Origin of the sequence: Brachybacterium vulturis (genome assembly GCF_002407185.1) — a bacterium.
Classification (GTDB): Bacteria; Actinomycetota; Actinomycetes; order Actinomycetales; family Dermabacteraceae; genus Brachybacterium; species Brachybacterium vulturis.
Genome location: NZ_CP023563.1, coordinates 1,118,409 through 1,142,172, shown reverse-complemented (window position 1 = coordinate 1,142,172; position 23,764 = coordinate 1,118,409). Strand labels below are relative to the sequence as shown.

18 protein-coding genes are annotated in these 23,764 nt (G+C 72.2%); 5 read left to right on the top strand and 13 right to left on the bottom strand.

Annotated elements, in window-relative coordinates:
* Window positions 1–18: 18 nt before the first annotated feature.
* Together CFK38_RS05040 and CFK38_RS05035 are read right to left on the bottom strand one after the other, a co-directional pair.
* Window positions 19–2,100, bottom strand: coding sequence for an ABC transporter ATP-binding protein (locus tag CFK38_RS05040; RefSeq protein WP_096802106.1), 2,082 nt, complete (start codon window positions 2,098–2,100; stop codon window positions 19–21).
* Window positions 2,100–3,836, bottom strand: a complete 1,737-nt coding sequence (locus CFK38_RS05035; RefSeq protein ID WP_096802105.1) for an ABC transporter ATP-binding protein — start codon at window positions 3,834–3,836, stop codon at window positions 2,100–2,102. The genes CFK38_RS05040 and CFK38_RS05035 overlap by 1 nt, the downstream gene beginning before the upstream one ends.
* A 196-nt stretch (window positions 3,837–4,032) precedes the next feature.
* Between CFK38_RS05035 and CFK38_RS05030 the strand changes: the two genes are divergently transcribed.
* Entirely contained in the window at window positions 4,033–4,686 is a 654-nt protein-coding gene (locus CFK38_RS05030) for a DUF6318 family protein (protein WP_172895764.1), read from the top strand.
* Window positions 4,687–4,760: 74 nt separating this feature from the next.
* Here CFK38_RS05030 and CFK38_RS05025 read toward each other — a convergent pair whose 3' ends face one another.
* From CFK38_RS05025 to CFK38_RS05010, 4 genes are all read right to left on the bottom strand, one after another.
* The gene (locus tag CFK38_RS05025) at window positions 4,761–5,456 is read right to left on the bottom strand and encodes a hypothetical protein (RefSeq protein WP_096802103.1); all 696 of its coding nucleotides are present in this window, start codon (window positions 5,454–5,456) and stop codon (window positions 4,761–4,763) included.
* Window positions 5,453–6,328, bottom strand: a complete 876-nt coding sequence (locus CFK38_RS05020; RefSeq protein WP_096802102.1) for a hypothetical protein — start codon at window positions 6,326–6,328, stop codon at window positions 5,453–5,455. Before CFK38_RS05020 ends, CFK38_RS05025 begins: the two co-directional genes overlap by 4 nt.
* A gap of 46 nt (window positions 6,329–6,374) precedes the next feature.
* Entirely contained in the window at window positions 6,375–7,343 is a 969-nt protein-coding gene (locus CFK38_RS05015; RefSeq protein WP_096802101.1) for a hypothetical protein, read from the bottom strand.
* A gap of 139 nt (window positions 7,344–7,482) precedes the next feature.
* Complete coding sequence (locus CFK38_RS05010) at window positions 7,483–8,388, bottom strand: class I SAM-dependent methyltransferase (RefSeq protein ID WP_096802100.1); 906 nt, start codon at window positions 8,386–8,388, stop codon at window positions 7,483–7,485.
* A 76-nt stretch (window positions 8,389–8,464) separates the two neighbouring features.
* Here CFK38_RS05010 and CFK38_RS05005 point away from each other — a divergent pair, with 76 nt between their 5' ends.
* Complete coding sequence (locus CFK38_RS05005) at window positions 8,465–8,974, top strand: hypothetical protein (protein WP_096802099.1); 510 nt, start codon at window positions 8,465–8,467, stop codon at window positions 8,972–8,974.
* Between the two features lie 12 nt (window positions 8,975–8,986).
* Here the strand turns inward: CFK38_RS05005 and CFK38_RS05000 are convergent, their stop codons facing one another.
* The 5 genes from CFK38_RS05000 to CFK38_RS04980 all read right to left on the bottom strand — a co-directional run bounded on the left by CFK38_RS05000 (window position 8,987) and on the right by CFK38_RS04980 (window position 14,773).
* Window positions 8,987–10,876 (bottom strand): ABC transporter ATP-binding protein, encoded by a 1,890-nt coding sequence (locus tag CFK38_RS05000; RefSeq protein ID WP_096802098.1) that lies wholly within the window; start codon window positions 10,874–10,876, stop codon window positions 8,987–8,989.
* Window positions 10,873–12,993 carry an ABC transporter ATP-binding protein gene (locus CFK38_RS04995; RefSeq protein ID WP_096802097.1) on the bottom strand — a complete coding sequence of 707 codons (2,121 nt, stop codon included), beginning with the start codon at window positions 12,991–12,993 and terminating at the stop codon, window positions 10,873–10,875. Before CFK38_RS04995 ends, CFK38_RS05000 begins: the two co-directional genes overlap by 4 nt.
* The gene (locus CFK38_RS04990; RefSeq protein ID WP_245851228.1) at window positions 12,990–13,499 is read right to left on the bottom strand and encodes a DUF456 domain-containing protein; all 510 of its coding nucleotides are present in this window, start codon (window positions 13,497–13,499) and stop codon (window positions 12,990–12,992) included. The genes CFK38_RS04995 and CFK38_RS04990 overlap by 4 nt, the downstream gene beginning before the upstream one ends.
* 172 nt (window positions 13,500–13,671) lie before the next feature.
* Window positions 13,672–13,998 (bottom strand): branched-chain amino acid transporter permease, encoded by a 327-nt coding sequence (locus CFK38_RS04985; RefSeq protein ID WP_096802095.1) that lies wholly within the window; start codon window positions 13,996–13,998, stop codon window positions 13,672–13,674.
* Window positions 13,991–14,773: an AzlC family ABC transporter permease gene (locus CFK38_RS04980; RefSeq protein ID WP_275542288.1), complete on the bottom strand. Its 783-nt coding sequence runs from the start codon at window positions 14,771–14,773 to the stop codon at window positions 13,991–13,993. Before CFK38_RS04980 ends, CFK38_RS04985 begins: the two co-directional genes overlap by 8 nt.
* 74 nt (window positions 14,774–14,847) lie before the next feature.
* On the opposite strand from CFK38_RS04980, the gene CFK38_RS04975 reads away from it, so the two are divergent.
* From CFK38_RS04975 to CFK38_RS04965, 3 genes are all read left to right on the top strand, one after another.
* Window positions 14,848–15,321: an Lrp/AsnC family transcriptional regulator gene (locus CFK38_RS04975; RefSeq protein WP_172895763.1), complete on the top strand. Its 474-nt coding sequence runs from the start codon at window positions 14,848–14,850 to the stop codon at window positions 15,319–15,321.
* 64 nt (window positions 15,322–15,385) lie between these two features.
* Window positions 15,386–16,057 (top strand): VanZ family protein, encoded by a 672-nt coding sequence (locus CFK38_RS04970; RefSeq protein ID WP_096804219.1) that lies wholly within the window; start codon window positions 15,386–15,388, stop codon window positions 16,055–16,057.
* A gap of 150 nt (window positions 16,058–16,207) precedes the next feature.
* Window positions 16,208–19,408 (top strand): chondroitinase family polysaccharide lyase, encoded by a 3,201-nt coding sequence (locus CFK38_RS04965; protein WP_096802092.1) that lies wholly within the window; start codon window positions 16,208–16,210, stop codon window positions 19,406–19,408.
* Window positions 19,409–19,476: 68 nt separating this feature from the next.
* Here CFK38_RS04965 and CFK38_RS04960 read toward each other — a convergent pair whose 3' ends face one another.
* Entirely contained in the window at window positions 19,477–22,545 is a 3,069-nt protein-coding gene (locus CFK38_RS04960) for an AAA family ATPase (RefSeq protein ID WP_096802091.1), read from the bottom strand.
* On the bottom strand, window positions 22,542–23,705 hold the full coding sequence (locus tag CFK38_RS04955) for an exonuclease SbcCD subunit D (RefSeq protein ID WP_096802090.1): 1,164 nt from the start codon (window positions 23,703–23,705) through the stop codon (window positions 22,542–22,544). Before CFK38_RS04955 ends, CFK38_RS04960 begins: the two co-directional genes overlap by 4 nt.
* Between the last annotated feature and the right edge of the window lie 59 nt (window positions 23,706–23,764).

Below are 23,764 nucleotides of genomic sequence, written 5' to 3'. Positions count from 1 at the left end.
CTTCACCGTCGGCCGCCCTCACCCCTCCAGCGCGATCCCGCCGGTGGTCGTCGCGACCTCCTCCTCGGCGTCGATGTCCACCGCGGCACCCTCAAACTGCGAGCGGTACAGCCGGGCGTAGGCCCCGCCGAGGGCGAGCAGCTCGTCGTGGCTGCCCTGCTCGACGATGTCCCCGGCCTCCATCACCAGGATCAGGTCCGCATCGCGGATGGTGGAGAGCCGATGGGCGATCACGAAGCTGGTGCGGCCCTGGCGCAGGGCGTTCATGGCCTGCTGCACCAGCACCTCGGTGCGGGTGTCCACGCTCGAGGTGGCCTCGTCCAGGATCAGCAGGTTCGGTCGGGCCAGGAACGCGCGGGCGATGGTGACCAGCTGCTTCTCGCCGGCCGAGAGGGTGGATTCGTCGTCATCCACGATCGTGTCGTAGCCGCCCGGCAGCTGGCGCGCGAAGTCGTCGACGTGGGTGGCGCGGGCCGCCTCGATCACCTCCTCGTCGGTCGCCTCCAGCCGGCCGTAGCGGATGTTCTCGAGCAGCGAGCCCTTGAACAGCCAGGTGTCCTGGAGGACCATCCCGGTGCGTGCGCGCAGCTGGGCGCGGGTGAGGTCGCGGATGTCGATGCCGTCGATCGTGATCCGGCCGCCGCCGACCTCGTAGAAGCGCATCACCAGGTTCACCAGGGTGGTCTTGCCGGCCCCCGTCGGCCCCACGATCGCGACCGTGTGCCCGGGGTCCGCGACCAGCGAGAGGTCGGTGATCAGTTCCCGGTCGGGGCTGTAGGAGAAGGCGACGTGCTCGAACTCGACCCGGCCCTCGCGGATGCCCGCGGCGGCGGTGTCGGTCGTGGTCTCGGGCTCCTGCTCGCCGGCGTCCAGCAGCTCGAAGACCCGCTCGGCGCTGGCCACCCCGGACTGCAGCATGGTCGCCATCGAGGCGACCTGGGACAGCGGCTGGGTGAACTGGCGGGAGTACTGGATGAAGGCCTGGACGTCCCCGAGGGTGAGCTGGCCGGAGACGATCCGCAGCCCGCCCACGATCGCGACAGCGACATAGGACAGGTTCCCCACGAACATCATCAGCGGCATGATCAGGGAGGAGACGAACTGGGCGCCGAAGGTGGCGCGGAACAGGGTCTCGTTGCGCTCCTCGAAGCGGGCGGCGACCTCGTCCCGGCGGCCGAAGACGGTCACCAGGGAGTGCCCGGTGTACGCCTCCTCCACCTCGGAGTTCACCACGCCGGTGGCGTCCCACTGCTGGGCGAACAGCTTCTGCGCGCGCTTGCCGACGATGCTCGTGACCACCAGCGCCACCGGGATCACCGCGAGCGCGATCAGGGACAGCCGCCAGGAGATGGTCAGCATCATGACCAGCACGCCGAGCACCATCAGGATCGAGTTCACCAGTCCCGTGACGGTGTTCATCAGGGTGTTCTGGATGTTGTCGATGTCGTTGGTGACGCGGGAGAGGATCTCGCCGCGCTTCATCCGGTCGAAGTAGGCCAGCGGCAGCCGGTGCAGCTTCTCCTCCACCTCGCGGCGCAGCCGCGAGACCATGCGGTAGATGATGCGGTTCAGCGCGAGGCCCTGGAACCACATCAGCAGCGCGGAGACGGCGAAGAGGCCGACGGCCAGCGCCAGGGTCTGGTGCAGCGCGGTGAAGTCGATGCCCTGGCCGGGGGTGAGGGTCATCCCCGAGAGCATGTCCGCGAACTGGTCCTGGCCCTGGGCGCGCAGACCGGCGACCACCTCGGCCGGGGAGGCGTCCGCGGGGAGGTCCTTCGAGATCAGACCGGTGAAGATGATGTCCGTGGCGTGGCCGAGGATGCGCGGACCCACCACGCTGAACGCCACCGAGACGAGCCCCACGGCGATCGCGAGGAACAGGAAGGCGCGCTCGGGGCCCATCTCGGCCACCAGGCGCTTGGTGGAGGGCCAGAAGCTGCGGGCGCTCTGGCCGGGGCGGAGCCCGCGGGCGGCGTCCTTCTCCGCGGCGATCTCGGCGGCCGTGGCCGCCTCGTCCCCGGCGGGGGTCGCGGGCGCCTGGGAGCCGACGGGAGTCGCGGGCTCCTGCGGGGCTCGGGGCGTTCTCTTCCGTGCTCTCATCAGGCCACCTCCTCCTCGACGCCCTGGGAGCGGACGATCTCCTGGTAGGTCTCCGAGTGCTCGAGCAGCTCGGTATGGGTGCCCTGGGCGACGACGCGGCCGTTGTCTAGCACCAGGATCAGGTCCGCGCCGGTGATGGTCGAGACCCGCTGGGCGACGATCAGCAGCAGCGCATCGCGGGTCTCCGGGACCAGCGCCGCGCGCAGCCGTGCGTCGGTGGTGAGATCCAGCGCGCTGAAGGAGTCGTCGAACAGGTACAGCGAGGGCTTCGCGGCCAGGGCGCGGGCGATGCACAGCCGCTGCCGCTGCCCGCCGGAGACGTTGGTGCCGCCCTGGGCGATCGGGGACTCCAGCTCGGTGGGCATCGCGGCGACGAAGTCACGGCCCTGGGCGACGGTCAGCGCGTGCCACAGCTCCTGCTCGTCGGCCGCGGGGTTGCCGAACCGCAGGTTCGAGCCGACGGTGCCGGAGAACAGGTAGGGCCGCTGCGGGACCAGGCCCACCCGGTCCCAGAGCACGCGGGCGTCCAGATCGCGCACATCGTGCCCGTTCAGCAGCACCCTGCCCTCGCTCGCGTCCATCAGCCGCGGCACCAGGTTGAGCAGGGTGGTCTTGCCGGCGCCGGTGCCGCCGATGATCGCGACGCTCTGCCCGGCGCGGGCGGAGAAGGAGATGTTCTCCAGCACCGGGCGCTCGGCGCCCGGGTAGGTGAAGGAGACGTCCTCGAAGGTCAGCTCGATCGGACCCTCGAGCTCGCGGATGCCGTCGGTGCGCTGGTGGACGCTGGTCTCGGTCTCCAGCACCTCGGTGATGCGCTCGGCGGAGACCATCGCGCGCGGGATCATCATCGTCATGAAGGTCGCCATCATCACCGCGATGAGGATCTGCATCAGGTAGGCGATGAAGGCGGTGATCGAGCCGACCTCCATCTGGCCCGTCTCGATGCGGGGCGCGGCCACCAGCAGCACCGCCACGCTGGAGAGGTTCAGGATGAACATGATGATCGGGTTGATGAGGATCATCAGCAGGCCGATGCGGCGGTTCAGATCCGTGAGCCGGTCGTTGACCACGGCGTAGCGCTCGCGCTCGCGGTCCTCCCGCACGAAGGCGCGCAGCACGCGGATGCCGGTGATCTGCTCGCGCAGCACGGAGTTGATGTCGTCGATCGCGCCCTGCATCTGCTTGAACAGCGGCGCGGCCCTGACGATCAGGAGGCCGACGGCCACCAGCATCACCGGCACCATCACCGCGATCAGCCAGGCCATCCCCGGCTCCACCCGCAGCGCCAGGATCACGCCGCCGATGCCCGTCACCGGGGCCTGGACCAGCATGTTCAGCGAGAAGAAGACCAGCATCTGCACCTGCTGGACATCGTTCGTGGAGCGGGTGATCAGCGAGGGGGTGCCGAACTCGGCGAGCTCGCGCGGGGAGAAGGAGCTGACCTGACCGAACACCCGCGAGCGCAGGTCCTTGCCGACCCGCATCGCGGAGCGGGCGGCGAAGAAGTTCGCCACCACCAGCGCGATGATGTTGCCGAAGGAGATCACCAGCATCAGCCGGCCCAGCTGCCAGATCACCGGGATGTCGGCCTGGGCGACGCCGTCGTCGATGATGTCGGCGTTCAGGGTGGGCAGGTAGAGCGCGGCCAGCACGCCGACGATCTGGAAGAGCACCACCAGGAGCACCCAGATCCGGTACGGCTTGAGGGCCTCGAGCACCAGGCGCAGCAGGGTCACGAGCTTCCTTCCGAGAGGCCGCCGACCGGGGCTCGGTCGTGCGACCCGGGAAGCATAGGCTCTCCGGCCCCGGTCCGGCATCCGACGTCGGTATGATCCGCGCACGGCAGAACCCGGCGGCAGTGCGTGGCGGCAGCGCGTGGCGGTGACCACGTCCGCCGGGGCTCCTCAGGGCTCGTCGTCTACCGTGGGCCGGGTGAATCGTCCCGTCCAACGCGTCGTCATCATCGTGCTCGCGCTCCTGCTGGTGGTCCCCCTCGGAGTGATCGGGCTCGGCGGGCTGCTGGGTCCCGACGGCGAGGACCGGGCCGGGCAGGACTCGGCCTCCGAGAACCCGGAGGACCGGCCGACGGCGGACCCGGCCGAGCAGCCGCCCCGCCCCGAGCTGCCCCGGCCCCAGGAGCCCGCCGGCCTCACCGAGCAGAGCGCCGAGGGCGCGCAGGCCACGCTGACGTACCTGCTGGAGTCCTACGACTATATGATGAGCAGCGGCGACACCTCCGTGTGGGAGGACTCCGTGGACCCGAACTGCCGGGTCTGCATGCGCTTTTTGGACAACGCCCAGGTGCTCGCCGAGCAGGGCGGCTACCTGATCGGCGGCGCCTTCGAGGTGCACTCCACGACCTTCACCGGCACCGGCGAGCCGCCGGCGACCGGCACCGTGGTCGCCCAGTTCACCCAGGAGGAGTCGATCCTGGTGGATGATCCGTCTCTGCAGGCCACCCGGCTGAGCTCGGTGACCGGCCAGCTGATCGCCACCGTCGCCTGGGACGGCGAGCGCTGGCGCGTCACCGATATGACCATCGCCCCGCCCGAGGGCGCGGCACCGTCCGACGGCGGCGGCTCCTGACGTCCTGCCCCGCTCGACGACACCCTCCCCTGGCCCGCGTTCACGCGGCGTGAGGGAGACCCGGCTCCGCGGAGTCAGGGCAGGCCGGGCAGGTGGCGGGAGGCGTCGGCGGGATCGCCGCTGAGCTCGCGGACCTCGGCGGCGGCGGTCGCACGGGCCAGGTCCGCGGCGCCGGCCGCCTCGGCAGCACCAGCGATCTGCGCGGTGACCTGCTGCGGCGCGGTCGAGCCGACCCCCGCGAACCAGACCCAGCGGCCGTCGATCGAGCGCGGGGGCGGATCCTGCAGGGCGGCCAGAACGGACTTCTTCCGCCGGGCCTCGGACGCCGACGGCCCCACGAAGTGCACGCCGCGCCGCGTCCACAGCGATCGGCGCACCGTGGACTGCGGCATGCCGCCGGTGCCCGTCTCCCGGCTGTAGCGCTGCGCGCCGGTGACCGGGGCGATGCTGCCGGGGACGATCTGGTCGTAGCGCACCACGGAGGGGCGCATCCACAGGGCGACCGACCCGACCAGCAGCCCTCGCTCGCACACCACCAGGCGCTCACCGCTGATGGCCACCAGCAGCACGATGCCCAGCACCGCGAAGAGGACGCTGGGGGCCAGCGCGAGCACCGGCGTCTCCCCCGGCGCGATCAGGGTGAGGGCGGAGAAGATCGCCCAGACCAGCACGACGGCCCCGATCACCACCGGCCCGGGACGGTCGTGGTGGACGGCGAGCACGGCACCGAGCTCGTCCTGGTGCCGTCGCGCGGCGGAGCGCGCGCTCATCGCCCGGGCTCCCCGCCGCTCTCCGGGGCGGTGGCGGCGACGAGCTCGTCGAGGAGCTCGGTCAGGGTGCGGCGCGAGACGGCGCCGACGTGCTGGACGGCCTCGCTCCCCTCCCCGTCGGTCTCCATCAGCTCGACCGCCTCGGGCGTGGTCAGCAGCGTGAAGCCCGTCGGCGCATCCAGCGCCCGATCGAGCACGAGGACGCTGGTGACGGCGCGGGCGGAGGCGAGCCGGGCGGCGGTCGCGCTCTCGCCGAACCGGGCGGCGGGAACCTCCTCGACCTGGCCGTCGGCCTCGCCGATGGCGTCGATCGGATCGAGGAAGGCGATCAGCTGCTGGGCCAGCACGTCCCCGTCGAGCAGGAAGAAGAGGTGGAAGCCGGTGGCGTCGAACGCCTCCCACAGCACCCGCACCGAGTCCTCGAGGTGGAAGACGTAGAAGTAGCCGTAGGCGATCCCGCGCTCGGTGCGGCGCTCGGCGATCAGCACCGCGTCGGAGGTGCGGCGCAGCACGGCCACGCCCTGCAGCTCGGGGACGGCGACCATGCGGGCGCTGTCCTGGCTGCCTTCCTCGTAGCGCCGCGGATCCAGCACGGCGGTGGAGGCGATGATGCCGCGCGCCATCATCGAGCGCATCGCGGCGCTGGTGGCGAGGGCGCGATCCGCCTGGTCCGGCGCGGTCTCGTCGAGCCATGGCGTCGGGGTCAGCGCCTCGTGCTGCAGCCCGTCCAGCGCGGTGAGCTCCTCCTCGGTGAGGGTGACGATCTCCTGGACCGGTTCGGTCAACGGCCGGGTGAGCAGGTCGGTCGCGATCCGGAGGTCCTCGGCGGAGAAGCTCGGCGCGCTCGAGCCCTGCTGCGGTGCGGAAGTCATGGGGGAAGCCTACGGGGTGGGGTCGGCAGGCCCGCTCCGGTCCCGGTCAGAAGATCCCGCCGACGAAGTCGCCGACCGCCCCGGCGGCGTCACCGATCGCATCGCCCACGGCGTCGGCCGCCTCCCCGACCACGTCCCCGGCGTCGCCGACGAAGTCGCCGACCGCCCCGCCGACGTCCCCGAAGAATCCGGTGATGGAGTCCCAGTTGTCGTAGATCGCGTTGCCGGCGGCCCACAGTCCGGCGCCGATGCCGGCGGCGGCGACCACCCCGAGGCCGACGGGCCCGAGCATGGCTCCGGCGCCGAGCGCGACGGCGAGGCCGCCGGCACCGCCGATCACGCTGAGCCCGCCCGCGACGCGGTCACCGACGCCGCGCCAGCCGTCGTGCGGCGGGTCGATCATGTCGTGGATGCCGGTGCCGATGGCCAGCACGCCGCCGGCCGCGCCGAGGAAGCGTCCGGCGGTGCCGAGCTTGCCCAGGAATCCGGCGGCGTCGTCGATCATCCCGCCGCGGATGAAGGCCTGCGCCGAGCGTGCGGCATCGCCGGCGGTGTCGATGGCCGTGCTGAGGTTGCGCAGGTTGCGCCACTGCTTGAAGCCCTTCCACAGGGCCCCGCCGGCCGAGACCACGGCGCCCCCGGCGCCGAGCGCGCCGGTGAGGGGGTTGGCCAGGAAGTCGGAGAGGGCGTCCCCGAAGGAGCGGTCCCCACCGCCGCCGGCGCTCCCGCTCCCGCCGACGGAGCCGCCGCTGCCGCTGGCCTCGTCCTGCTCCTCGGCCTGCTGCACCAGATCGCCGCTGCGCGCCTCGAGCTCGGCCGTGGCACGGGTGAACAACCCGGCGATGCGGCCGGTGAAGTCGTCCCGGAAGGCGTCGGCGTCGGGTCCCGCCCACTCGACGGAGGAGACCTGCGCGGCGAGCTGCGAGCGGAGGTCCGCGAGGCGCCCCGAACCGGCACGCACGCGCTCGGCATGATCGCGCAGCGCTGCCGTGTCCGCCCCGAAGAAGTCGCTCATCCCTGCCCCTGTCCGCCCGTGCCCGCACCCGCGGTCGCCCTGATCGTTCCCGAGCGTAGTGCGCGGCGCGGCGCACCGCGATGGGGAGGACTCCCCATCGCGTGCCCGGCGGGACCGGTCGGGGCGCAGCCGGCGGCGGTCAGCCGCGCACCGCCCGGTACATGAACCAATCGGTGCGATACGGGACGGCGATGGTGCTGCCCGGTGCATGACCCAGGTGCTCGTGCAGGTACCAGTCGAGGTTCGCGAACACCCTCGCGCGCCGCTCCGCAGGGGCGGTGATGACGTAGCTGCGGGTGCGGGCGAGGTCGATGACGTCCTGGGTGGGCATCGGGTCCTCCCACTGCTGCACGCCCCGCCCCCGCAGCTCCAGCTCGGGGCCGACGGTGGGCCGGAAGTCCTCGCGGTGCACGTCCCCGGCGTGCATGATCCGCGAGAGGCGGTGCACCCACGGGATGGTCACGTCCAGCCTGTTCCACACCAGCGCCAGCACCCCGCCCGCCGTCAGCAGGCGCGCGACCTCGGCCGATGCGGCGCGCGCGTCGAACCAGTGCCAGGCCTGGGCGACCGTGACCAGCTCGGCGGATCCGGTGGGCAGCCCGGTCGCCTCGGCGGTCGCGACGCGGGTGGTGAGGGTCCCGGCCGACGGACCGGGCGCGCGGGCGGCGGCAGACGGGAGGGCGGCGTTCGTCGCGGTCGACGGGTCGCGCCGGCGCGCGGTCTCGAGCATGGCGACGCTGGGGTCGACGGCGGTGACCTCGAGGCCCCGGTCCACCAGCGCCCAGGAGAGCTTGCCGGTGCCCGCGCCGAGGTCGACCGCCCGCGGCCCGCACGCCATCCCGTCGGCCTCGCGGACCGGAACCCGGGCGAGGATCGCCTCGAGCACGGCGTCCGGGTAGCCGGGACGCAGCCGGTCGTAGTGCTCGCCCTGCTCCTGGAAGGCGCCCGCCAGCGCCTGCTTGCGCGCGAGGTCCCGGAACCGCGGCTCGTCCCGCGCAGAGAGCGGGGGGATCGGCGGGTCCTGCGGCGTCTGGGGTTCCGGCACGGGCAGGAGCGTACCGGAGCAGGCGCCGCCGTCGGCCTAGACTCTCAGCCCTCACCCCTCACCCTCGGAGGCCCGCATGGACCGGAGATCCCCGACCCCGTGGCTGGTCGCCATGCTGGTCATCCTGCTGGCCGGGGGCGGGTTCGCGGTCCTGGCCGAAGCCCGCGCCGATGACACCGCCGGGACGCGGATCACGGCGCAGCGGGAGTGGGCGGCGCTGGAGTCCGCGATGGCGGCGCAGATGACGCGGGCGACCCATGGCCGCGCCCCTTTCGACGGCGAGGACCCGACGCGCCTGGAACCGCAGCTGCGGGAGCGTCAGCAGGCGCTCGCGGAGCTCGCCCCGCACGCCGAGGCGGAGGTCGAGACCTTCGTTTCGCTGCTGCTCGCTCTGGCGACGCCCGAGGACGCCGCGCGCGAGGGCGCGATCTCCCGCACCATCATCGACACCCGGGGCGCCGTGCTGGGGCCGCTGCAGGAGCGCGCGGAGGCCTGGGAGAGTGCGGCGACCTGGTCGCTGTGGCTCACCCTCGGTCTCGCCGCCGTCGGCGCCGCGGGCGGGCTGCGGCGCGCGCTGACCCCCTAGGGCCCCGGCCCCTCACCGCTGGCTGCGGTGGGCGACCCAGGAGCGGTGCAGCCCGGCGTAGATGCCGCCGGCGAGGTCGACCAGCTCGTCATGGGTGCCGTGCTCGACCAGGTCGCCGCCGTCCAGCACCATGATCCGGTCGGCCCGCTCGGCGGTGGAGAGCCGGTGGGCGATGGTGATCGTGGTGCGCCCGCGGGCGAGGCCGTCGATGGCCTGCTGCAGGCGCACGTCCGCGGCGGGGTCCACCGCGCTGGTGGCCTCGTCGAGCACGATGATGTCCGGATCGGCGAGGTAGGCCCGGGCCAGCGCCACCAGCTGCCGCTCCCCGGCGCTGAGGGACTCGCCGCGCTGGCCGACGGGCGTGTCCAGGCCCTCGGGCAGCTCCTGGACCCAGGTGCCCAGGCCCAGCTCGTCGAGGGCCTGTCGCATCTCCGCCTCGCTCGCGCCGGGCCTGCCGTAGTCCAGGTTCCCGCCCACGGTGGTGTCGAAGAGGAAGCCCTCCTGCGGCACCATGATCACCCGCGAGCGCAGGGAGTCGTAGGGGATCAGGTGCAGTGGGATGCCGCCGATGAGGACCTGGCCGGAGGCGGGGTCCATCATGCGGGTCAGCAGCTTGGCGAAGGTGGTCTTGCCGCTGCCGGTCTCGCCCACGATCGCGATGCGGGAGCGGGCGGGCAGGTCCACGCTGAGGCCGTGCAGCACCTCGGGGCCGGTCGGGTAGGAATAGCGCAGCTCACGGATCTCGATGTCCAGCAGGCCCTCGGGCAGGGCCGTCGCGCCGGGGACCGGCGCGTCCCGTCGACCGGTGTGGGGGTCCATGGCGCCGGCGGGGTCGGCGACGTCGGCCGGGGTGTCGAGCACGCCGAGCACGCGCCGCCAGCCGGCCACCGCGTTCTGGGCCTGCATCAGCATCTCGATGCCCATCCGCACCGGCTGGCTGAACAGGGAGACGAGGAAGACGAAGGCGATCACGCCGCCGGCGGTGAGGTCGCTGCCGGGCAGGTCGATGCCCAGCGCCCCGGTGCCCAGCACGATGCCGACCACGACCACGACCGCGGTGGCGAGCCCGTCGGCCGTCTCCGAGAGGAAGAAGGAGGCGGACTGCGGCTTCAGCACGGAGAACTGGGCGTCGCGCACGTCGCGGACGCGGGAGGTCTGGGTGCCCCGGGTGCGGGCCTCGATGCCGTAGGCGCGCACGGTCGCGGAGCCGACGAGGGCTTCGGAGACGGCGCCGAGCATGCGGCCCACCTCGGTGCGCACCAGCTGGAACCGGGCCCGGATCCGACGCTGCAGCGTCCCCATGACCAGCAGGATCGGGATGTAGCAGAGCCACACCACGATCGCCAGCGGCCAGGAGTAGAAGAGCATCACGGCGGTGGCGAGGACGAGCTGCATGCTCATCACCACCAGCATGATGCCGCCGAAGCTCATGAACTGGCTGACGGTGTCGACATCGCTGGTCACGCGGGAGACGAGGGCGCCCCGCTGCTCGGTGCCCTGGGTGAGCAGGGACAGGTCATGGATGTGGCGGAAGGCGCGCTTGCGCAGGGTGGCCAGGGAGGTCTCGGCCAGGCGGAACAGGCGCCGGTTCATGACGATGTTGGCCACCGCGGTGCTCAGCAGCACGGCCGCGGCGATCCCCGCGGCGCCGGCGACGAAGGCGATATCGGGGGTCTCGGGCTGGATGATGCCGCGGTCGAGGATGGCCTGGACCGCGATCGGCACCACCACCTTGCCGGCGGTGGCGATGACGGCGAGCAGGACTGTGATCCACAGGCCCTGCAGGGCGTTCGGGGTGAGCGCGAGGCCGCGGCGCACGGTGTGCAGCGCGGATTCCTCGGTGGTGGCCTCGGCGCCGAGGGCGGAGGATTCCGTCGTGCGCGCGGCGGGAGCGGCGGTCATCGGTCCTCCTCCTCGGTCTCGACGGCGGGCAGGGCACCGGTCCGGGTGGGCATCTCGCACTCATCCTCGCCGTCGATCCTTGATTCCTCGTGGCGGTGGCGATGGGTGCCGTGGTGCTCGACGGCGTCCGCCACGGTGCGGGCCCGCGCGGCGGGCACGGCGACCGAGGGGTCGGGGCCGTCGCTGGGCTGCGGCCCGGAGGACTCCAGCAGGTTGTGGCTGATCGCGGCCTCGTCGTAGGCATCGACCAGTGCGCGGTAGCCCTCGCTGCGCCCGCGCAGCTCCTCGTGGGTGCCGGCGGCCTCGACGCGGCCATGGTCGAGGAAGACGACCTGGTCGGCGAGCGAGATGGTGGACTTGCGGTAGGCGATCAGCAGCAGGGTGGAGGCGGTCATCTCGCGGCGGATCCCGTCGAGGATCGCCAGCTCCACGCTGGGGTCGCAGGCGCTGGTGGCGTCGTCGAGGATCAGCAGCCGCGGCCGCCGGGCGAGCGCCCGGGCGAGCGCGATGCGCTGGCGCTGGCCGCCGGAGAGCGAGCCGCCCCGCTCCCCCAGCTCGGTGTCCAGGCCGTCCGGCAGGGCGTCGACGAACTCCTCGGCCTGGGCCACGCGCAGCGCCCAGCGGACGGTGGCCTCGTCGAGGTCGTCGCCGAGGGTGACGTTCCAGCGCACCGTCTCGTCGAACACGAAGGCCTGCTGCAGGACCAGGGCGACGTCGGCGGTGAGGGCGTCGGCCGTGAGGGAGCGCAGGTCCGCGCCGTCCAGGCGCACCGCGCCGGAGCTGGGATGGACCAGGCCCGCGGCGACCAGGGCGAGGGTGGACTTGCCGGAGCCGGTGGCCCCGACGACGGCGAGCACCCGGGTGCCGGCGCGCGGGTCGGCCCGCAGGCTGACGCCGTGCAGGGCGTGCCCCTCCCGGACCTGCAGGTCCGTGCTGCGGGCATCGCGGCCGAGGATCACCTGGGCGGGGTCGTCGAGATAGACGAAGGTGACCTCGTCCAGGGTGAGCACCCCGGGTCCCGCGGGCAGCGGATCGGGGCCGTAGGTGCGCTCCTCGCCGACGTCGAGGATCTGCTGGACCCGGCCGCCGCCGACCACGGTGCGGGAGAGGTCGCCGAGCACCCAGCCGAAGGAGCGGATCGGCAGGGACATCAGCGTGAACAGGTAGGCGACCTCGACCAGCTGGCCGGTGGTGAGGTGGCCGTCGCCGATGCGCCAGGCGCCGAGCACGGCGACGGCGAGGATGCCGAGGTTGGGCAGGGCGTCGATCAGCGGGTCGAACCAGCCGCGCACGTAGCCGAAGCGGATGCCGGCCTCGCGAAGATCATCTGCCGCGCGGTCGAAGCGCTCCTCCTCGACGTCCTCACGGCCCAGGGACTTGACCACGTTGGCGCCGTCGAAGGATTCGTGGGCGATCTCGGCGACCTCGGCGCGCAGCTGCTGGGAGCGCATGGCGATCGGGGTCGCGAAGCGCTGCAGCAGCACGTTGAGGATGATCAGCAGCATGATCAGCGCGAGCATGACCAGCAGGATCACCGGGTCGATGCGGGCCACGACCACGGTCGCGTAGACCAGCATCACGATGGTGGACAGCGCGAAGGGGAAGGGCGCCATCGCGAAGAACGTCGCCTCGACGTCCGCGTAGACGGAGCTCAGCAGGGTGCCGGTGGCCTGGCGGCGGTGCCACAGCAGCGGCACCTTCGCGTAGATCGCGGCGATCCGTTCGCGGTAGAGGCCGAACAGCTCGAACTGGGTGGCGGCGGCGAACACGCGGCGGGCCATCACGGTGACGGCGCGGGCCACGGCGATGCCGAGGATCGCCAGGCCGCCGCCGAGCAGCAGCGCCGGGGTCGCCTCGCCGCGCTGGAAGGACGGCACGATCACCTGCTCGGTGACGCGGCCGATGACGGCGGAGGTCGCGATCTGCAGCAGCGCGAAGGCGGTGGCCCCGAGCACGGCGAGGACGAACCAGCGGCGCTGCTCCCAGGAGCCCTTCAGCAGGCGCTTCAGGCCCGGCACCAGCACGGCGGGGTGCTGGCGGGCGGTCAGGGCCGGGGCGGGCGCGGCGGCGCTCGCGGCCGCGGTGCGGGGACGGGAGGCGGTGTCGGTGCCGGTCATGCCGTCACGAAGTGGACGACGACCGCGATCGCGAAGGCGATCGTGGAGAGCATGGCGAGGGAGAACTCGATGAGGATGCCCAGGCCCAGGGCCTTCATCGCGACCCAGGCGGAGGTGAGGCCCCGCCTGAAGTCCTTCTGCCGCACCGCTTCGGCGATGTACAGGCCCAGCAGGAATCCGAGCGGCAGGCCCAGGAAGGGGATCACGAAGATGCCGACGATGCCGGAGGCGATCGCGACGTAGATCGGCCACATCGGCACCTCGGCCGCGTGCAGCCGCCGGCCGGTGAGCACGTAGCTGGTGGTCATGCCGATCGCGCCGAGGACCAGCGCGATCGCGAAGGTCACCCAGCCGGCCCAGCCGCCGATCACGATCGCCCACACGAAGGCGGCGATGACGATGGTGATGGTGCCGGGCAGCACCGGGACCACGATCCCGGTCAGGCCCACCACGTAGGCGATGCCGACCAGGACGGTCACGATGATCTGGACGGTGAGTGAGTCCACGGGTCCTCCGGGAGGCGCGGGGCGGGTGGTGGCCGGCGCGCCTCCGCAGGCGACGTGAGCGTTCACGGCGAGGGTGCGGGGCGGCGATGGAGCCGGCGACGGGGCAGGGCGTCGACCCCGGGTCGGGGCCGGGTCCATCCTATCGGGCCCTCTGGGGCGGGTGGCGGCGCGGTCAGGACAGGTTGACAAGCACCACGAAGGTGGCGGTGCCCAGGCCCACGCTGAGCACGGTGCGCCGCCCGCCCAGCAGGTGCACCGCGATCGTCACGGCGGTGGCGATGGCGGCGGGCACGAGCCGGTCCAGTCCCCCGTCGAGCGCACTGCGCAGCGTGGAGACGGTGAGGATCGCGAGGATCCCCACGGGCATCCACAGCGCCATCGTGGCGACGACGCGCGAGTCCCGCAGCGGCTGCAGGATGACGAAGGGCGCGGCCCGCAGGGCGAAGGTGATGACGAAGCCGATGCCCATGACGGCCAGGAGGTACCCGGTCTCAGGCATGACGGCGCTCCCGGTGGCGCTGGAGCTGGTAGCGGCCCAGCAGCAGCGCCACGAACACCAGCAGGCCCGCGAACAGCGCCGAGGCCGGGGCCACCACGGCACCGAGCGCGTAGGCGAGCCCGGCCAGCAGCAGCGAGGGGATCTGGCCCCGGGAGCGGCAGGCGTCCAGGGTGAGGGTGACGAACAGTGCGCACAGCGCGTACTCGAGCCCCTCGATCCGGCCGGGCAGGAAGGAGGCGATCGCGACGCCGACGATCCCGCCGCCCACCCAGTAGCTGTGGAAGGAGGCCTGCATCGCCAGCAGGCGGAAGCGGTTCCAGGTGCCCGGGCTCGCGGCCGTGACCGCGTAGGCCTCGTCGATCAGGGCGTAGAGGGAGTAGAAGCGGGCCAGCGGATGGCGCACCACCCGCAGCGGGAACGAGAAGGCGTAGAAGACGTGGCGGAAGTTCACCAGCAGGATCGTCAGCGCGATCGTGGCCAGCGGCGTCCCCACCACCATCAGTCCCACCAGCAGCAGCTCGACGGAGCCGGCGAACAGGGCGATCGACAGGCCCGGAGCGACCCACCAGGGCAGGCCCGTCTGCACGACCAGCACGCCGAAGGCGACACCGAGCGGGAACATGCCCAGACCCGCTGCGAAGGACAGCCGCACCCCGGTGGCGATCTCGGCGCGGGGCGTCGAGCCGGTGGGAAGGGCGGGACGGCCTCCGACCGGCGGGGCCGGCACGGGCATCGCGGCGGCATCCGTCGCGGCAGCACTCCTCAGATCAGTCACGACCGCAATCATTCCAGGTGCTGGGCGGTCTGCGATTGCGCAGTTCCGCACCGTGAGCATCTACGATGCAATGTATGGATCTCGATGACATCGATCGCGCAATCATCGATCACCTCCGCGCGGACGGGCGGCTCTCGAACGTCGCTCTGGCCGAGAAGGTGCACCTCACGCCCGGTCCCTGCCTGCGTCGCGTCCAGCGCCTCGAGGCCGACGGGGTGATCCTGGGATACGCCGCACAGGTGGCTCCCGCTGCCCTCGAGCAGGGTTTCGAGGTGTTCCTCGATGTGGAGCTGACCGCCTACGACCGTGCCACCGTCGAAGGGTTCGAGACCACGATGCGGGGCTTCGACGAGGTGGTCGAGCTGTACCGGCTGTTCGGTGCCCCGGACTACTTCGTGCGCGTCGCCGTCGCGGATCTCGAGGCGTACGAGCACTTCCTCACCGAGCAGGTGATCACCATCCCCGGCGTCTCGCGCATCTCCTCGCGCTTCGCGATGAAGGTGCTCAAGAGCCGGGGCCCGGCCCCGGTCACCGCGCGGAGCCGGTGACTGGCGGGATCACTGCTCGCATCCAGCCCGGAATCGTACGGTGACGATGTGGAACGGTGCCGAGATGAGTGAGCTGCTGCGGCTGGCCCTGGTGGGCATCGCGGGCGGGCTCGGCCTGTTCGTCGTGATCCTGCTGCCCGCGAGGTGGCTGCAGCGTCGCCGCTTCGGCCGGGTGCGACTGTCGCGGCTGGCAGGGGTGCTCGTGATCTGCGTGTACACGATGTCGCTGGCGGGGCTGACGATCGCTCCGGCCTATGACGTGGCCCTGACCTGCCGCAGCCGTGCGGGCGGGGTGGCGCGCCTGGATCCGTTCCACTCGGTGGCCGAGGTGCTGGGGATGCAGCGCGGCGGGGCGGGGCTGCTGGAGCTGGCCACCAGCTTCCCGGTGCTGCAGATCCTCATGAACATGGCGCTGTTCCTGCCGCTGGGGCTGATCCTGCGGGGCGTGTTCCGGCAGGACGCCACCACCTCGCTGGCACTGTCGGTGCTGCTGTCGGCGCTGATCGAGATCACGCAGTTCACCGGCGCGTTCGGGCTCTATCCGTGCGGGGTGCGGATCGCCGATATCGAGGATCTGCTGGCCAACTCCTTCGGCGCCTGGATGGGGGCGCTGCTCGCGCCGTTGCTGACCCGGTGGCGGGTGCCGCTGTTCGCCCGGGAGGAGCGGCGGTGGGAGGCCGACAGTCGGCCCGCCGGGACGGATGAGGTCGAGCATCTGCTTCGGCGGTGGTTCTGAGGCTGAGCCACCGGATCCGTCACCGGCAACAAGGCTCGGTGACCTCGGCGCACGATTCCGCTCTCGACCGACCCCCGGAAAGTAAGCCTTGATTACTTCCGTCGGCGCCTGTTCTTGTGGCGAGGTTCACCAAATAAGGAGAATCAGTCAATGACGACACCATCCATCGGCCGCCGTGGTTTCCTCGCCGGCGGAACCCTCGTCGCCGCAGCCGGCACCCTGCCCTTCACCGTGCCCGGCGCGATGCCCACAGCCATGGCCGCACCCCAGGACGGTCTCGAGGAGGAGCTCGCTTCCCTCGACAAGCCCATCTACCTGCTCGAGACCTTCGTGCCGGACTCCTTCAGCACCGATGCGGGCAGCAGTCTGGAGATCTCAGGCGCCCACGGCAAGGTCGGCTCCCACTCGCTGCAGTGGGACCACGGTCCCGGGGCTCGGCTGCGCATCGAGGGCGACATCGGATACATCCCGCGCAGCGGCGGCAACATGGACCACTTCTCGGCGTGGGTGTACAACGAGACTCCGACCGATGATCACCTGCGGTTCGAGTTCGGCCGCGGCGCAGAGGTCGATGCTCACCTCGACTTCCAGCTGGACTTCACCGGCTGGCGCACCTTCTGGCTCCGGTACGACAAGGACGTGCAGGGCGAGGCGCAGGCGGGCCTGGACCGGATCTCGCTCCTGGCACCGGCGTCCGCCGGAACGCTCTGGATCGACCAGGTGGTCACGAACATGACCATGCGCGGCGATCTGGGCCACTCGGATATGCAGGTCCCGGAGACCTACCCCGAGCTCGAGTCCAGCAGCAACTTCCACTGGATGGGGGTGCTGGAGTTCTGGCAGCAGCGCACGGATCCGGGCTTCGACAGCAGCGACGTCAGCGAGGCCGAGATCGAGGACGCCAAGCTGGTGTACGACCGGCTGCTGGAGCGACAGCGCGAGGACCGTGACTACGACACGGCCGCCCTGGACGCCTACGAGGGGAGGCTGGACGGGTACGACATCCCCGAGCTCGCCGACCCCGATGCCAAGGGCGCCGCTCTGCAGCCGGCGCGACCCGGGGCCTTCATCCTGGACAAGCAGCTGGAGATCATCCCCGGCGCGTACCGGGGCGCGGTCCACGAGTTCGCGAACGCGGTCAAGCTGCGAAAAGTCTGGGACGAGACCGGTCAGCCGCTGGTCCAGGCCTACGACACCGCACGGCGTGCGGGGGATGACGGTGCCGCCGAGCGCGCCGGCGGCCTGATCCTGCGCATCCTGGCGCACCTCGATGATCAGGGCTGGGCCACCGGGTCCGGGCAGGGATCGCTGCACCACGTCGGCTACGAGTTCCGTTCGTGGGTGAAGTCGCTGCTGATGATGGAGCCGCTGCTGCGCGAGCGCGAGCTCTGGGGACAGGTCGGCTCGACGCTGGAGTGGATCGCCGGCACCGGCCGACTGCTGAACGACTTCACGCGGAAGCGGGACCGGTCCGGCATGGCCGATGTCATGAACACGTACACGGAGGGCCTGCTCTCGACCTGCTTCGCCCCCGGCTCCTGGGAGGAGCGGGTGGGCCGGCTGCGGGCGTTCAAGAGCTGGAACGACCATGTCTTCAGCTACGCCCACGGCACCAACGGCGGGTTCAAGCCCGACGGTTCGCTGTACCACCACGTCGGCCCCTATCCGCTGTACGGCCGGGACGGCCTGGCCGGCACCACGCCGGTCGCCACGGATGTCGCGGGCACCGCCTTCGGGCTCGATCCCTCCAGCCAGGAGGTGCTCACGCAGGGCTTGCACCACCAGCTGATCCTGGCGAACGTGCGGGACTATCCGTTGAGCCAGACCGGGCGCCAGCAGACGGGCACCCACGGCATCGCCGGGCTGATCGATCCCTTCGCACGGACCGGGCTCACCCGGCTCGACGGTGCTCCCGGGTACGACGAGGAGCAGGCGGCGCTGTTCCTGTACCTGCTGCCACCGGACCCCGCGGACTGGTCGGCCTTCCAGGCCGAGGCCCGTCAGCTGTTCCTGGATGCGGGGATCGAGGAGGCCTCGCCTCCGAACGGGTACTGGGCGCTGCCCTATGCCTCCACGGGCCTGCGGCGCGAGGGCAGCTGGTCGGTCACCATGCGTACCCACAACCGGTACATCTGGGCGACGGAGATCTACTGGAACAACAACTCCTTCGGCCGCTACCAGACCTACGGCCAGATCACCGTCTTCGCGGACACCGATGACGAGGACGACGTCACGATGCTCGAGAACGGGGTGACCCAGCCGGGGTACGACTGGCGTTTCATCCCCGGCGCCACCACCAAGACCATCCCGTTCGAACAGCTGAAGCAGCCGTTGTCGGGCAGGACGACGAGCCTGGCATTGACCGACTCACGATTCGGTGGCTCCGGTGCGCTGCAGGACACGGCGGTCGTGGTCGGGATGGAGCTGCGCGAGCACCCGTACTACGACTACTCGCACACCGCCCGGATCTCGGCGCTGATGGTGGGTGACCGGGTGATCGCGCTCGGCTCGGGGATCAACAACGACGATGGTGACAACCCGACCCGGACCACGCTGTACCAGGCCTCGCCGGAGCTCATGAGCAACCCCCAGGAGGTGCGGTCCGGGAAGAACTGGGTCACCGATCCGACGGGCAACGGATACGTCCTGCTCGAGGGGCCGGACATCACGCACACCCTGGCCGAGCAGACCACCCCGGACCAGACCAGCACGAAGGAGGGCACGCTGCTGATGGCCCTGGGGTACCTGGACCACGGCACCTCCCCGGACGATGCGGGGTATGCCTACACCATGCTGGTCCAGGGTGGTGCTGAGGCGACCGGAGCGCTCGCGCAGGCGATGAGCGGCGACGACGCCCCGGTCTCGATCCTGCAGCGGGATCGCATCGCACATGTGGTGACCGACGCCGCCTCGCAGGTCACCGCCCACGTGGTGTTCGAGCCGGAGACCGCTCTGGCCGACGGCTCGGTGGTGCGTTCCATCGACCGCCAGGCCATGGTGCTGACCCATCCCTCGGGCGACGGCCGGTCCACCGAGTTCTCCGTGACCGACCCCGACCTGCACCTGTACGAGGGGCGGGACGAGACGGCGTACGACGAGGACGGCACCTACCTGGGCAACCAGAACCCCTACGAGATGCCGTGGAGGTACCAGGAGAGCCTGAAGACCGAGACCACGGTGGTGCTCGAGGGCCGCTGGCGGGTCCGCCACCCCCGCGAGGCGCGGGAGCTGGGGCTGACGCTGAAGCGCCTCTCCTCCGGCGACACCGCAGTGACTCTCAGCACCCAGCACGGAAAGAGCGTGGAGTTCTCGCTCATCCAGACGGCCAACCCGCCGGGCAACGACGGGTAGAGCGATGTCAGCCAGGCTCTGCGAGCCACGGCGGGGGCGCAGGACGATCAGTCCGGCGCCCCCGCCGTTCAGGCGGTGACGGTGAGGGTGGAGCGGGCGTCGGCGCCGCGGCGCACGTGGATCTGCTCGGCGATCTGGGCCTTCATGTCACCCACATGGCTGACGATCCCGATCACGCGGCCGCTCTCGGCGAGCCGCCCGATCTCGCGGACCACGGTCTCGAGGGTCTCGGGGTCGAGGCTGCCGAAGCCCTCGTCGATGAAGAGGGTCTCCATCTGCACTCCCCCGGCCTCACCCATGACGATGTCCGCCAGGCCCAGGGCGAGGGCGAGGGAGACGAAGAAGGTCTCGCCGCCGGAGAGGGTCTCGGGCACGCGCACCTGGTCGGTGCGACGGTCCAGGACCAGCAGGTCCAGGCCGGTCTTCCTCGCGCCCCGGGCACCCGTGTCGCGCAGCAGCTCGAGGTCGGAGCCGGAGAACAGGGCCAGGCGCACGTTCGCGGCCTCGATGACCGCATCGAGCCGCCACATCAGCACGTAGGTGGACAGCTGCACCCGCTCCCCGTCGCTCGAGCGGCCGGTGGCGAGGTCGGCGACGCGCACGGTGATGCCCGCGTCCTCGCTGACGGTGCGCACCTGGTCCGACGCCGTCCCCAGCGCGGTCCGAGCGGCGGCGGCGCGCTCGGCGATGCCCCGGAGCCGGGCGGCGATGCCGGCGGCCTCCTGCGACGCGGCATGGGCGGCGGTGAGCTTCTCCCCGGTCGCGACCACCAAGGCCTGCGCCTGCTCCCGAGCCTCCTCGCTCGCCTCGGCCTCCGCGATGCCCTCCTCGGCCAGGCCGTCGGAGAGCCGGGACTCGTCGACGGCGCGGGCCTGCACGAGCTTCTGCAGTCGCTGCCGCTCCTCGACGGCGAGCACTGCGGCATGGACCGCTTCGGCGGTGGCGAGCCCGCTGGCGGCACGGGACGTCTCCGCCTCCTCGGCGAGCTCGGCGGCACGCTGCTCGGCCTCGACCCGGGCACGCAGCGCCTCCCGCAGGGCCGTCGCGGCCCGGGCGCGGTCGAGGTGGCCGCGGCGGCGGGCGGCGATGGAGTCGTCCTCGCCGCGGGCCTCGGCGACCTTGCTGCGGTCGGCCTGGAGGGCATCGGACGCCGCGGCGATCTCGGTGCGCTCGCGTTCGACGCCGAGGGCATCGGTCTCCTTGCCCCGGGTCAGGCGCTCGGTCTCCTCGTCGAAGGCGGTGAGCGCCCTCTCGAGCTCCGCGGCCTTCTGCTCGGCCGCGCGGGCGGTCTGGACCTCAGCCTTCGCGGCCTGGACAGCGGTGGTCGCGGTCTCGGGGGTGAGGTCTCCGGCGGCGGTGCGGAGCCGGGCGAGCTCCTGGCCCGCCAGGGCGCGCTTCTGCTCGGCGCGGGAGTGCGCGGCCTCGGCGGCCCGGCGCTGCTCCTCCGCGGCCTCGACCTGCTCAGGGCCGACGGCATCCTCGGCGGCGCCCGCCGGATGGGGGTGCTCGAGCGCGCCGCAGACGGGGCAGGCATCGCCGACCTCGAGGTCGACGGCGAGCTCGGCGGCGATCCCGGCGAAGCGGCGGCGGCGCAGCTCATTCTCCGTCGTCGCCCGCTCCTGGGCGGTGCGCAGGGTGGCTGCAGCCTCCTTCCGGGCGGTCTCGACCTGCTGCTGCTGGGCCGCGGCAGCAGTGGTGGCCTGGTGTCGCTCCTCGGCGGTGTGCAGGGCGAGGCGGGCGTCCGCCAGGGCGGCGGCGTCCTTGCGGGCGGCATCGCGGGCGGTGACCTGCGTGGTGCGTCGGGCCGGTCGTGCCTCGAGCTGCTCGGTGAGCGCGGCCAGGGCTGTCGTCGCCGCGGTGAGCTGCTCCCGCCGCTCAGCGAGCTTCTGCTCGCGCGCGGGCAGCGCGGCCTCGAGGTCGACGAAGTCCTGGAGCGCGCCGGCTGCGGCGGTGGCGTCCTCGGCTGCGGCCACCAGGCGCGCCGCAGCATCCTCCCCGTCCAGCAGGTCCACGACCGCACTCTGCTGCGGCCGCGTGCCACTCGCGAGCTGCGCGAGCGCCTCGACCGCGGAGGCGGCCTGCGCGGAGGCGGCATCACGACGGCGCAGCACCTCGAGGACGGGGCGGGCGGACTCATCCCGTTGCAGGGCGGTGCGAGCCGTCTCGAGCGCGGGCTTCTCCGTCGAGAGCCGGTGGGCGAGCGCGTCGAGCTCCCGGCGGCGATCGATGCGCTTCCGGGCGGTGGTGGCGGTCTCGGCCGCGGTGCGGGCGGCCTGCTCGGCGGTCCCGGCCTGCTCCGCCGCGTCCCGAGCCTCGTCGGCCCGGGCGGTCACCGCCGCGAGGTGCTCCGCGGCGAGCGCTGCCAGCGGCTCCAGGCGCAGCGCCGCGGCATGCTCCTCGAGCACGCCGACCGGCTCCTCCTGCAGGGCTGCGGCCTCGGTGAAGCGGGCCAGCGCAGTGCCGAGGGTCTGCTGGGCGGCGTCGACCTCGCGCTTGGCCTGCTTGCGCATCTCCTCGAGCTGCTTCTCCACGCGAGCGTAGGTCTCGGTGCCGAAGACGCGCTGCAGCACCGCCTGGCGCTCCCCGGTGCCGGCGCGCAGGAAGCGGGCGAACTCGTTCTGGGGCAGCAGGACGGTCTGGGTGAACTGCTCACGGGTGAGCCCCACGGCGCGCTGGATCTCGCGGCCCACCTCGTCGAGGCGGCTCGCGATCGCCTCGGTGCCGCTGCCCCCGCCCGCGGTGTCGGCGATGACGTCCTCGATCAGCTGCGGGGAGCCGATCCGCCAGAGCACGGCCCTGGCCTGTTCCTTGGTGGTGCCGGTGCCGCGCAGCTTGGGGCGGTGGAACTCGGGCTGGCGGCGCACCCGGAAGATCCCGGAGGCGGTCTCGAACACCAGGTCCACCACGCTCGCCTCGGTGGGCGGGGCGAACTGCGAACGGATCCGGTCGCCGCTGCTGACGCTGCCGGCGACCTGCCCGTACAGGGCGAAGACGATGGCGTCGAGGATCGTGGACTTGCCGGAGCCGGTGGGCCCCTCGAGCAGGAACATGCCGCTCGCGCCGAGGGCGGCGAGGTCGATCTGCACGGTGCCCGCGAAGGGGCCGATCCCGGTCAGGCGCAGGTGGTGGAGCTTCATGAGGCCTCCTGCTGGCGGCGCACCGCGGTATAGGCGCGGTCCAGGACCTCGTGCTCGGCGGAGGTGGGGGCCGCGCCGGTGACGTGGGCGAGGAAGTCGTCCATCACGTCCAGCGGGTTCTGCTCCCGCCGCACCACCGGGGTGCCCGCTCTCGCCTCCCGGCCCTCGGGCGCGTACTCGGTCAGCAGCAGGTGGGGGTAGGCCTCGCGCAGCTGCTCCTGCAGGTGGGCGGGGCGGGCCGGGTCGGTGACGACGGCCTTGACCCAGTCGCCGCCGTGCTCGTCGGCCCGGGCGAGGATCTCCTCGAGGCTGCCGCGCAGCTCGGTGAGCGGACGCGGGACGGGGGTCCGGATCCGCCTGATCTCCGCTGCGGTCCCGGGGGCGCCGAGCTCCACCAGCAGCACGGACTTGCGATGGTTCTTCTCGGAGAAGGAGAACGCCAGCGGCGAGCCGGAATACCAGGCGGGGGCGCCGACGAGGCGGGTGAGGTCCTGGCAGCCGTGCAGATGGCCCAGCGCCAGGTAGTCGAGGCCTCCCAGCACACCGGCGGGCACCGAGTCGACGCCGCCGACGGAGAGGTCCCGCTCGGAGTCGCTGGCATCGCCGCCGGTGACGAAGGTGTGGGCAAGGACGACGGTGCGCGCTCCCGGATGCGCGGCGGCGCGCTCGTGCACGCGGTCCAGCGCGGCACGGGTGACGGCCTCGTGGCTGCGGGCCAGCGGCGCCTCCCCCTCCCCCACCAGCTCGGTGCGGGCCCGGTCGGGTTCGAGGTAGGGCAGGCCGAAGAAGAGCACCTCGCCGTGCTCGTCGGCCACGGAGACGGGATGCTCGATGCCGGGCACGTCGGTGAGCAGGTGGATGCCGGGGCGCATCAGCGAGCGACCGAAGCCGAGCCGCTCCGGGGAGTCATGGTTCCCGGAGGTCAGCACCACGGTGGCGCCGGTGTCGGCCAGGCGCGCCAGGGCGCTGTCCAGCAGAGTCACGCTGGACACGGCGGGCACGGCGCGGTCATAGACGTCCCCGGGGATGACGACCACGTCCACCCGCTCGCCCCGGACCAGGTCGACCAGCCAGTCGAGGAAGGCGGCCTGGTGGGCGTGCAGATCGACCTTGTGCAGGGTGCGGCCCAGGTGCCAGTCCGAGGTGTGCAGGATCTTCATGCCCTGAGCCTACGAGCGGGGGCCGACAGCCGGTGACGTCTCGCCGCGGCGGACGGCGG